The following is a 9,731-nucleotide window of genomic DNA, read 5'->3' on the forward strand; positions in this document are numbered from 1 at the left end:
CAGGTCTTGGCGCGGTCTACCCATCCGGCCCTGCTTGGGTAGCAGCGGCTCGATGAGCTCCCACTCCGCATCGCTGAGGTCAGAGGGATACGCCTCACGATCGCCAGCCACCTCAGCAGCATGCCCTACCAAGACCCACATCTGAAACAGTCACTCAGCGGGTGGTGGCGGTCTGGGACCTTGTCTCAATCTCTAGCCTCGATCTCTCGTGAGTCGGCTCGTGGCGGTGCCTCGAGGCGCTCAGCTGGGATTTTCATTCGTAGGTGTGCGGAACCTGTCAAGCTTGTTGAGACACGAACTGTTTTCGCGCTCTGAATCTGCGCCTCCCTTGAGGGCTGGTTGATACACGCCTCGGTTGGTAGCTTCGGTGCTCGCGGACGACGGGCGCCGAATCGCTCCGGGTGCGCCGCGAAGGCGGCGTCGAGGGTGACCTGCCGGGCCGTCTCGACCTGCTTGGCGGTGCCGTAGTGGATCGAGGCGGGGTGTGCAGTCAGATCCCGGAGTGCCGGTGAACGTAGTTGTAGTGGGCGAAGAACACCTCGCAGAAATCCCGAGTCTGCTCAAGGGGCTCGAACCGGTCCGGGAACGCCGGGGTGTACTTCAGCGTCTTGAACTGCGCCTCGCTGTAGGGGTTGTCGTTCGACACCCGCGGCCGCGAATACGACCGCGTCACGCCAGGTCCACCAGCAGCTGCGCGACCGGCTTGGACGTGATCGACGTCCCCCGGTCGGCGTGGACGACGTCGGGGATCTGGTGCCGGTCCATCGCCTCGGTCAGCACCTCGCTCGCCAGGCCGGCGTCCTCGTGAGCTTCCACACGCCGGGCCACGACGTAACGGGAGTAGATGTCGATCACGACGTACAATCCGAAGTACACCCTGCGGGTCGGGCCGCGGAGTTTAGTGATGTCCCAGGTCCAGACCTGGCCAACCCGCGGTAGCCAGGAGTTCAGGTTTCACCCGCTCCGGATGCGTGGCCTGCCCACGGCGATCTCCGGCGATACCCATGCGCCGCAACAGGTGATGAATTGCCGACTGCGAGCACAGGTAGGTCCCCTCGTCCAGCAGGATGGCCCAGATCTGTGCGACGGACTTGTCCGCGGACCGCGGTCAAGTCACGACGTCCACGACATACTGCTCCTCGGTAGGAGTCAATGCGCTGGCCGGCCGCGGGCGCGGCCGAGCTGGTCCCAGCCGCGCGGTCCAGGCGCCTGTCGGGTAGTGCGAGGCACGGGCCCGACCCAGCAAGGTCACACGCCCGTCGCGTCCCGCCCAGACGCCCTGCCAGTGCGCCGGCGAGGTCGTCGAGGGCGGGGTTGATCATCGCCTACGGCGGCCTGGGCGTGCCCGTGCTCTTGGAGCAGTTTCTCCAAGCTTGAGTCTTAAGGCTTGACCCGCCTCAGTCCTCGCTCTTGGTGATCATGTGGTCGCTGCGGGTGCTCTTACCGACGGGGTGATGGGTTGCGCGGTGGGTGTTTCGTCGTCCTGGGGGGCGTCCGGGCCCAGGCCGGGTAGGTTTCGGTGCGCTGGCCGGATTGAACAGGGTCCGGTGGAGGTTACGAAATCCGCGGCGAACCCGGGCCGGAGTGCGGTGACGGATGCTGGGTGCGGCCGTCTGCCAGGGTCGGGGCTGGTCAATGACCAAAGTCCGAGCCAGGCGTAGCTGGGTGTAAGCGACCACGACCAGCCAGGTCCAGCGGTCGGCGGTGGTGGGTGCTCGCAGTTTCGCGTGGGTCCAGCCCAGCGTCTGCTTCAACATCCGGAATGTGTGCTCGAGGTCGAAACGACGGCAGAACATCTGCCAGCACTCATCGACCTCCTTGGCGTTGAGGTCCGTCGTCGACGAGTACAGCCAGATCGGTGTGGCCTCGCGTTGGCCGGGGAGATGCTGGACCTGCCGGCGGATGACGGTGGCGTCCAGGATGGGTAGTTTCCCGGCGTGGTCGGCCCAGTTGGTGCGGTGGGCGAGTTTGACGTGCAGCCGATCGAAGCTTGTCGCGGTTGCGGTGCCGTAACGGGTGGTGTCGTTGGTGGTGACCTGTGACGGTTGCGGCCAGGTGCTGGGGTCGGTCAGAGTCATCTTGGCTCCGTGGTGGGCGCGGCGGCCGGGTCCTTTCCGGGGGATCGTGGGGGCGGGGCGGTAGAAGACGCGGTTACTGCGTACTCGTCCCAGCAGGTGGATGGGCAGGTCGTTCAAGAGCACCGAGAGGCGGGGAATGTCGTAGCCGGCGTCGGTGACCACCAAGATGTCGGGTCGTCGCTGCGATGGGTGCCGTTGCGTTGCAGGCGTTCGACGATGGCCCGCAGTTGGGTGGCGGTGATCAGCGAGACGTCATCGTCGGGGTGCAGGCGTTGTATGTCCAGTAGGGCGGTCCAGGATGTGGCTCCGCTCTCCAAGGCCGCGATGTAGGAGTACTGCCAGCCGGGGATGAGTTGTGCGTTGCCCCGGCCGCGGCCGTAGACGTGGCAGAACGAGCGTCCGGCGCTGGTCGGCGCTTCGGGTCGTAGCCAGGAAGTGACATCTACGGCCAGCACGATCCGGGCCCGCCCGTTCGCGCCGATGCCTCCGGCGCGGGGCAGTGGCTGGGCCGCGAGCACGTCGCGCAGGGCGTCTTGATCGACGCGTCCATCGTTCAGTGCGGCGTAGACGCTGCCGTGGCCTCGACGGTGTTCACCGGCCAGGCTCAACTCGACGGGTGAGGTGACCGGTCCGTCCGCGCACAGTGCGGCGTCGGTGAGTTCGAAGAGCGCGTCGGCGCGGGCAGTCAGGCACGTGTAGTACTGCTCGCGGAAGTTTGAGAGGGTCGACAGAGCCGGTACGGCCTGTGAGGTCTCGTTCGTCTGGGCGACCGTGTCGTCGCCGGACTCGACATCGGGGTTCGTGTGGTGCACCATCATCTCGCGGTCTTGGTTTGTGATTGCTCGTCTCGACAACGCGCATGATCACGCCAAGGCCGCTTCTACGTCCACCCGACTCGCCGCTGTGGTCGGAGATCTTCGAGGTCAGGCCTTAAAACTCAAGCCAAGAGCTCGTGTGCTTTCCCACGATCTCCAGCGCCGTCCGGGTCCGGTCCAGGTCGGCCTCGGCGCGTTCGGCGCGGGCGCGCAGCTCAGCGATCTCTCGGTCTCGAGGGTCGGGTTTGCTCGGCGACCGGGGCATTGGTGGAGCCGGCGGCGGCTGCCTTGCGCCAGGCGATGAGGTGGGTGTCGTACAGACCCTCGCGGCGCAGGATCTTGCCCCGTTCGCCGCGGGGTGCGGCGTCGTACTCGGCCAGGATTCGGGCCTTGTACTCGGCGGTGAACGACCGCCGGCGGGGCCGCTCGGAGCGGGGGCCGTCGTCAGGGCCGTCCTGGTCGGGGCGGTCGGTAAAGCGTCACGGAGGTTGGCAAACGCGACTGATCGGCGGTCGGTGTTCGAGAGTGGTGTGATGGTTCTCGCCGAGCAGGAACCCCGCTGATTCGCTCTCCGAGGACCCTGCCAATCATCCTGAACCCGGACGTGGCAGACGCCCTTACCGCCACGCTACGCGCCCACCGCGACCGCACCGTGGTCCGAGGCCTGGTCATCACTTACAACTTGTTTCACTATGAGACCGGGAGTTTGCGGTAGCAGATCAGCGCACACGCCAACTGCAGCAACCCCAGGTGCAGATCGGCGCGGACTTCGTAGCGGATACGCAGCCGCTTGAACTGGTGCAGCCAGGCAAAGCTGCGCTCTACGACCCAGCGGGTGCGACCCAGGCCGGAGCCGTGAACGACGCCGCGGCGGGCGATGCGCGGGGTGATGCCGCGCTCACGCAGTGCCCGGCGGTAGATGTCGTAGTCGTAGCCGCGGTCGGCAAAGAGGTACCTCGGGCGCAGTCGGGGTCGACCGCGGACACCGCGCACGAGGGGGAAGGCATCGACCAGCGGCAGCAGCTGGGTGACATCGTGACGGTTGCCGCCGATCAGGGTCACGACCAACGGAACGCCACCCGCATCGGTCAGGAGGTGGTGCTTGGATCCGTTATGGGCCCGGTCTACTGGCGAAGGGCCGGTGTGAGCCCCCCTTTGAGGGCCCGCACGTGCGAGCCGTCGACTACCGCGGTGTCCAGGTGCAGCTTGCCTGCAGTGCGCAGCTCATCGAGCAGGACCTGGTGAAGCTGCGGCCAAACTCCGGCCTGCGTCCAGTCCCGCAACCGTCGCCAGCAGGTGACACCAGAGCAGCCGAACTGCTCGGTGGGCACCTGAGCCCAGGTGCAGCCGGTCACCAAGACGTGGACGATGCCGGCCAGGGCAGCACGGTCATCACGGGGCAGACGCCCGGGATGGCGGAAGCGACGGGGAGGACGCTGCGGCAACAGCGGCTGCACCCGCTGCCACAGTCCGTCCGGCACCAGCTCCGCGACGCGCTCCAGCACCACCTCATCGGTCATGCCATCAAGGCTGCGACGGCACCAGCCGTCCCGCAACTCATAGTGAAATCAGCTGTTAGCGCATGGGCGACCCGAGGAGACGAGGATGGGTGGTGGACTCAAGGACAGCAGGACGGGATAGAGCTGCAGAACTGATGCAGAGTGGCAAAGATCTCCGCTTGGCCGCCCTTCACCAGACCTGTGACGTCCCAAAGAGCTCACTGTGGGTATTGCCCTTAGCTATCCACAGCGGTGAGGAGCTGACTACCGTCGTGTGTGCCCGCTGTACCACTCTCAATGGAGCGCGTGATGCCTCACCACCACGACCACCCTGCGGCTCAGACCGCGCAGCAGGACCCGATCTTCGACGGTGTCGACCCAGCCCTTTTCCAAACACAAAGCGGACGCGATCTCGTCCGCCGTCACTTCCTGCGCTACTCCATGGCCGGCGCCGGCGCAGCCGCTTTCGCGGTGATGGGTGCGACTGCCGCGAACGCGGCCGATACTCCCACCGCACCGCCTACCGGCGGCACCGACCCCGGCGCAGGCGGCGGTGGCGGCACAACCGAGACGTTGGACGAATTCGTCGGCCTGACCACCGACGGCACCGTCGTCACGGACCTGTACTCGATCCATTCCACCGGCGTCTCGACCGCTCCGGTCGTCGCCGCCGCCGCCGCGTTCCTGTCTTCTCTCACTGACGCCCAGCGCACCGCGACCGTCTTCGAGATCGACCCGACCGACTACACCACCGACCAGTTCCGGCTCTGGAGCAACATTCACTCCTACACCCGCCAGGGTGTTGAGGTCTCCACCCTCACCGCGGCACAACTGCTCGCTGGACGCGAACTCCTCGCCGCGGGACTCTCCGCGCGCGGCCTCACGTTGAGCGAGAACATCCGCCGCGTCAACGGCATTGCCGGGGTCCAACTGAACCAGACCGACCAGTTCTACGAAGGCCGCTATAACTTCACCATCATGGGTACCCCGTCGGAAACCGATCCGTGGGGCTGGCAGTTCGAAGGCCACCACCAGGTCATCAACTACTTCGTCCTCGGCGACCAGGTCGTCATGACCCCCACCTTCTGGGGATCGGAACCCACGACCATCGCCAACGAGACCTACGGCACCATCACTCTTTTCGACGAAGAGATTGAAGCCGCGCTGGCCGCGGTGAATTCCCTCACTACAGCCCAGCAGGCCACCGCGGTTATCTCCGCAACCAAGACCGGCGATGACAACGTCGCCGAGGCGTTCAAGGACAACGTCGAGGTTCCCTACGTCGGGATCCTGCTCTCCGACCTGACCACCGCCCAGCAGGACCTGATGCTCGAGTTAATCTGGTTGTTCGTCTACACCCAGAAGGGCGACCACGCCGAGATCCGCTTCGACGAGATCAAGCAGTACCTCACCCAGACCTACTTCGCCTGGAAAGGACCCACCGACGTCGACGCGGTGTTCTGGTTCCGCTTTCAGTCTCCGGTCTTCTACCTGGAGTTCGACTGCGAAACGCCGGGCCCGGTCGGGCAGGGCTACGGCGACGCGCAGGTCCCCTCCCGCAAGCACATCCACTCGATCATGCGCACGCCGAATGGCAACGACTACGGCAAGGCCCTGCTGGCCCTGCACCTGGCCACCGCCGCCCACCACAACTGACGGTCCCGTCTGCTCCAACCCCACCACGCGAAGAAGGAAGACCATGACCGTCACGTTCTCCCGACTGGCCGGCACCGACCGCACGAAGACCGCCGCCACCATCAGCCGGAACGCCGCCACGACGGCGACCGGCACCACCGCCGTCCTGGTCGGCTACGACGCCGGTGCCGACGCGCTGTCAGCGGCCTACCTGGCCGGCCGGTTGAAGGCCACCGTCCTGCTCACCGCCACCCTCACCCTGTCCAACGCCACCGCCACCGCCCTCACCCGCCTCGGTGTCACGTCGGTCCACCTCATCGGCGGTACTGACAAGATCAGCCAGAACGTCGAGGACCTGCTCGGCTGGTCCTACGGTGCAGACAACGTCATCCGCCACGCCGGCACCGACCGCATCGCCACCAACCTCGCCGTCCTCGCCGCCGGCGCTGCCATCACCAAACCGACCGAGGCGTTCATCTGCCGCGCTTACGGCAGCATCAACGACGGCGTCGCCGCGGGCCCCATCGCCTACGCAAACGGGGTTCCCGTCATCTTGCTCGACTCCACCCTCCCCTCGGGCTGGGCGAGCACTGTCAAGGCCGCCGGGATTACCAAGCTTACGATCCTCGGGTCCGACGCGGCCGTCCCGACCGCCGTCGAGACCGCCCTGAAGGCTGCCGGGTTCACCCTGGGAACGCGGCTGGGCGGGACCGACAGCCGGGCCACCGCGGCACTCATCGCCAACGCCGCCCTGACCTCCTACGGGTTCAGCACGGCGAACGTCGGTCTAGCCCGGGGTGACGTCCCCGCCGACGCCCTCGCCGCCGCGCCCTACGCAGGCGGACTGAAGGCCCCCGTCCTGCTCACCGAGTCCACCACCGTCCTCGGGAGCGCCGCTGGCGGCTTCCTCACCCAGCACCGGGCCACCCTGACGACGGGGACCGTCTTTGGTTCCAGCGCAGCGGTGTCCGACGCCGTGGTGACCGCCGCCGTGGCCGCGGCCGCGTGAGCACCCCCACCGTCGCCCCACCGCAGACGACGGGGCGGCGATGGACCCCGGCGGACACCCGGCACCTCCTGCGTCTGCTGACCCTGGTCGCCGCCCTGCATGTCCTTGGGTGGGGTGTTCTGGGGTTGGTCGTGGTCCCCCGGGACCTCTCCGTGGGCCAGCAGGCCTTCGGGTGGGGTTTGGGGCTGACTGCCTACCTGTTCGGCGTGCGGCACGCCTTCGACGCCGACCACATCGCCGTCATCGACGGCGCGACCCGGCAGTTGGCCCAGACGCGGCCGCTCGGGCCCAGCGCCCCCGAACACCGGCCGATGTCGGTGGGGTTGTGGTTCTCCCTCGGGCACTCCAGTGTCGTCTTCGCGATGGCGATTGTGGTCGCCACCGGTGCCCACGTCGCAGGGTCTCTGGTCACCGAGGGGGCGACGGCGCACGACGTCCTGGGGGCGTTCGGCACCAGCGCCGCCGGGGTTTTCCTCTGGGGTATCGGCTTGGTCAACCTCGTGACCCTGCTCGGGATCCTGCGGACTGCGCGGCTGCGTCGGCTCGGCCGCCTCGACGACGCTGAACTGGCCCGGCGTCTCGAGCTCGACGGGGCTCTGGCCCGACTGGTCCGTCGCGTTACCGACCGCATCCTCAGCCCCCGTCAGATCTACCCGGTGGGGCTGCTCATGGGCCTCGGTTTCGACACCGCCACCGAGGTTGCCCTCCTGGTCCTCGCAGGCACGGCGGCCGTGACCCTGCCCTGGTACGCGGTCCTCGTCCTTCCCGTCCTGTTCACCGCGGGCATGGCGCTCTTCGACACCCTCGACGGCGCGTTCATGACGGTGGCCTACGACTGGGCACTGGAGGACCCGCAACGCCGTCTGACCTACAACGGCGTCGTTACTGCGGTGTCCGTAGCCATCGCCCTAGGCATTGGAACCGTGCAGCTGACCTCGGTTGTCCACGACGAGCTGCGCACCGAGGATCCCCTGACGACGTGGGTCGCCGGTCTAGACACTCAGGCCGTCGGGTACGCCGTCGCCGGGTTCTTTGTCGTCTTTTGGGTCCTCGCCCTCGCCTGGTGGTGGCACACCCACCGGTCGAACCCTCAAGGGTTGCACAGCGGGACCACCGTATGAGCACCGGTAGGGCACCCACTCTGGTACCGGTCCACCGTCCCACCCCGCTCATCGAGGAGTTCCCGTGCACCATAACCACCCACATCGTCACGACCACGGGGACCAGCCGGCCCAGGACGTCCTGCGCACCGCCGACGGACACCGCGTCCACGCCCCCGGCAGCCCGGGAGCGCTGAACCGTCGCCGATTCATGACGGCGCTGTTCGCGAGTACGGGAGTCGCGGCCTTCGCTACCCTGGCTGCCTGCTCCACGGAGGACGACACCGCCGGCTCCAGCAGCACCTCGGCCGCAACCCAGGGCGGACCGCCCGACGGTGGGGGCGGTGGCATGGGGAACGAAGGGATTACCGAGGACTTCGTCGGCCTCACCACCGACGGAACCGTCGTGCCAGACCTGTTCAGCATCCAAGCCACCGGCGTCTCCACCGCCGGTGTCGTCACCGCCGCGACGGCGTGGTTGGCCTCCCTCACCGACGATCAGCGCACCGAGGCCTCCTTCGACGTCAATCCTGACGACTACACCCAGGACGAGTGGCGGTTGTGGAGCAACGTCGACAGCTACCAGCGCAATGGCGTCAGCCTCGAGGAGATGACCGACGATCAGAAGAGCGCGGCGAAGGCGATCCTGGCCGCCGGCCTCAGCGCCCAGGGCCTCGGGAACGCCGAGACCATCATGAAGTTGAACACCTACGGCGGAATCTTGGTTGGCCAGAAGACCCAGTTCAACGAGAGTCTCTACTGGTTCACCGTCATGGGGACCCCCTCGGAGACCGACCCCTGGGGTTTCCAGGTCGACGGGCACCACCTGGTCATTAACTACTTCGTCCTCGGTGACCAGGTCGTCATGACCCCCTGCTTCTGGGGTTCAGAACCCACCACCGCCGACAAGGGCATCGATAGCGAGTACGAGGGTCTCAGCGTATTCGACGAGGAGTTTGCCCTTGCCGTGGCGGCCATTCAGTCCCTCACCACCGACGAGCAGGCCGTCGCGATCCTCTCCGCCGACAAGAGCGCATCCGAGTCTGTGGCTGGCGCCTTCCAGGACAACCTGGTTCAGGCCTACCAGGGCGCGAACCTGGCTGACCTGTCCACAACTGCCCAGGAGGCGGTGCTGGCCTTCGTAGCCCGCATGGTCGGGAACGTGGCCGACGGTCACGCCGCGCTGAAGATGGCCGAGATCCGCGAACACCTCGACGAGACATATTTTGCGTGGAAGGGCGACACCGACGACGACGCGATCTTCTACGCCCGCATCCAGTCTCCGGTGATCTGGATCGAATTCGACTGCGAGGGCCCCGGTCCCCTCGGAAAAGATGTGACGGGGTCCAGCCGTAACCACGTCCACTCCGACGTCCGGACCCCCAACGGAGGGGACTATGGCAAGTCACTGTTGGCCTTGCACCTTGCCTTGGACCACTAAGTGACTGTTTCAGATGTGGGTCTTGGTAGGGCATGCTGCTGAGGTGGCTGGCGATCGTGAGGCGTATCCCTCTGACCTCAGCGATGCGGAGTGGGAGCTCATCGAGCCGCTGCTACCCAAGCAGGGCCGGATGGGTAGACCGCGCCAAGACCTG

9 protein-coding genes and 2 pseudogenes are annotated in these 9,731 nt (G+C 66.7%); 5 read left to right on the forward strand and 6 right to left on the reverse strand.

The genetic code is table 11. The annotated features are described in order from the left end of the window. The 6 genes and pseudogenes from CLV37_RS29135 to CLV37_RS26200 all read right to left on the reverse strand — a co-directional run. The coding region (locus CLV37_RS29135) for a transposase (RefSeq protein WP_146149480.1) at window positions 1-141 on the reverse strand (141 nt) is incomplete at its 3' end. A 349-nt stretch (window positions 142-490) separates the two neighbouring features. Further along, the gene (locus CLV37_RS28700) at window positions 491-673 is read right to left on the reverse strand and encodes an integrase core domain-containing protein (RefSeq protein ID WP_245885958.1); all 183 of its coding nucleotides are present in this window, start codon (window positions 671-673) and stop codon (window positions 491-493) included. Beyond that, the gene (locus tag CLV37_RS28705) at window positions 670-951 is read right to left on the reverse strand and encodes a DDE-type integrase/transposase/recombinase (RefSeq protein ID WP_425433639.1); all 282 of its coding nucleotides are present in this window, start codon (window positions 949-951) and stop codon (window positions 670-672) included. The genes CLV37_RS28700 and CLV37_RS28705 overlap by 4 nt, the downstream gene beginning before the upstream one ends. A gap of 446 nt (window positions 952-1,397) precedes the next feature. Then, window positions 1,398-2,893, reverse strand: a pseudogene (locus CLV37_RS29140) (NF041680 family putative transposase). 215 nt (window positions 2,894-3,108) lie between these two features. Continuing rightward, window positions 3,109-3,300 (reverse strand): annotated as a pseudogene (locus CLV37_RS29145) (IS3 family transposase); the annotation flags it as partial. Window positions 3,301-3,583: 283 nt separating this feature from the next. Next, window positions 3,584-4,413 (reverse strand): IS5 family transposase gene (locus tag CLV37_RS26200; RefSeq protein ID WP_106215683.1). Its coding sequence is split into 2 segments (ribosomal slippage): window positions 3,584-4,050 and window positions 4,050-4,413, totalling 831 coding nucleotides; the frame shifts between segments, so codons are not numbered across the junction. Between the two features lie 288 nt (window positions 4,414-4,701). Here CLV37_RS26200 and CLV37_RS26205 point away from each other — a divergent pair. The 5 genes from CLV37_RS26205 to CLV37_RS29150 all read left to right on the forward strand — a co-directional run. After that, window positions 4,702-6,048 carry a DUF3500 domain-containing protein gene (locus CLV37_RS26205; protein WP_170127523.1) on the forward strand — a complete coding sequence of 449 codons (1,347 nt, stop codon included), beginning with the start codon at window positions 4,702-4,704 and terminating at the stop codon, window positions 6,046-6,048. A gap of 43 nt (window positions 6,049-6,091) precedes the next feature. Further along, window positions 6,092-7,036, forward strand: coding sequence for a cell wall-binding repeat-containing protein (locus tag CLV37_RS26210; protein WP_170127524.1), 945 nt, complete (start codon window positions 6,092-6,094; stop codon window positions 7,034-7,036). Continuing rightward, the gene (locus tag CLV37_RS26215) at window positions 7,033-8,157 is read left to right on the forward strand and encodes a HoxN/HupN/NixA family nickel/cobalt transporter (protein WP_106215686.1); all 1,125 of its coding nucleotides are present in this window, start codon (window positions 7,033-7,035) and stop codon (window positions 8,155-8,157) included. Before CLV37_RS26210 ends, CLV37_RS26215 begins: the two co-directional genes overlap by 4 nt. Window positions 8,158-8,347: 190 nt before the next feature. Then, window positions 8,348-9,577 carry a DUF3500 domain-containing protein gene (locus CLV37_RS26220; RefSeq protein ID WP_106215687.1) on the forward strand — a complete coding sequence of 410 codons (1,230 nt, stop codon included), beginning with the start codon at window positions 8,348-8,350 and terminating at the stop codon, window positions 9,575-9,577. Window positions 9,578-9,590: 13 nt separating this feature from the next. Next, a partial coding sequence (locus tag CLV37_RS29150; protein ID WP_146149480.1) for a transposase occupies window positions 9,591-9,731 on the forward strand: 141 nt, incomplete at its 3' end.

The organism is Kineococcus rhizosphaerae, assembly GCF_003002055.1.
Classification (GTDB): Bacteria; Actinomycetota; Actinomycetes; order Actinomycetales; family Kineococcaceae; genus Kineococcus; species Kineococcus rhizosphaerae.

Coding starts and splice junctions, on each gene's coding strand:
- CLV37_RS26220 (WP_106215687.1), top strand. CDS start 8,348: ATGACGGCGCTGTTCGCGAGTACGGGAGTCGCGGCCTTCGCTACCCTG.
- CLV37_RS26210 (WP_170127524.1), top strand. CDS start 6,092: ATGACCGTCACGTTCTCCCGACTGGCCGGCACCGACCGCACGAAGACC.
- CLV37_RS26205 (WP_170127523.1), top strand. CDS start 4,702: ATGCCTCACCACCACGACCACCCTGCGGCTCAGACCGCGCAGCAGGAC.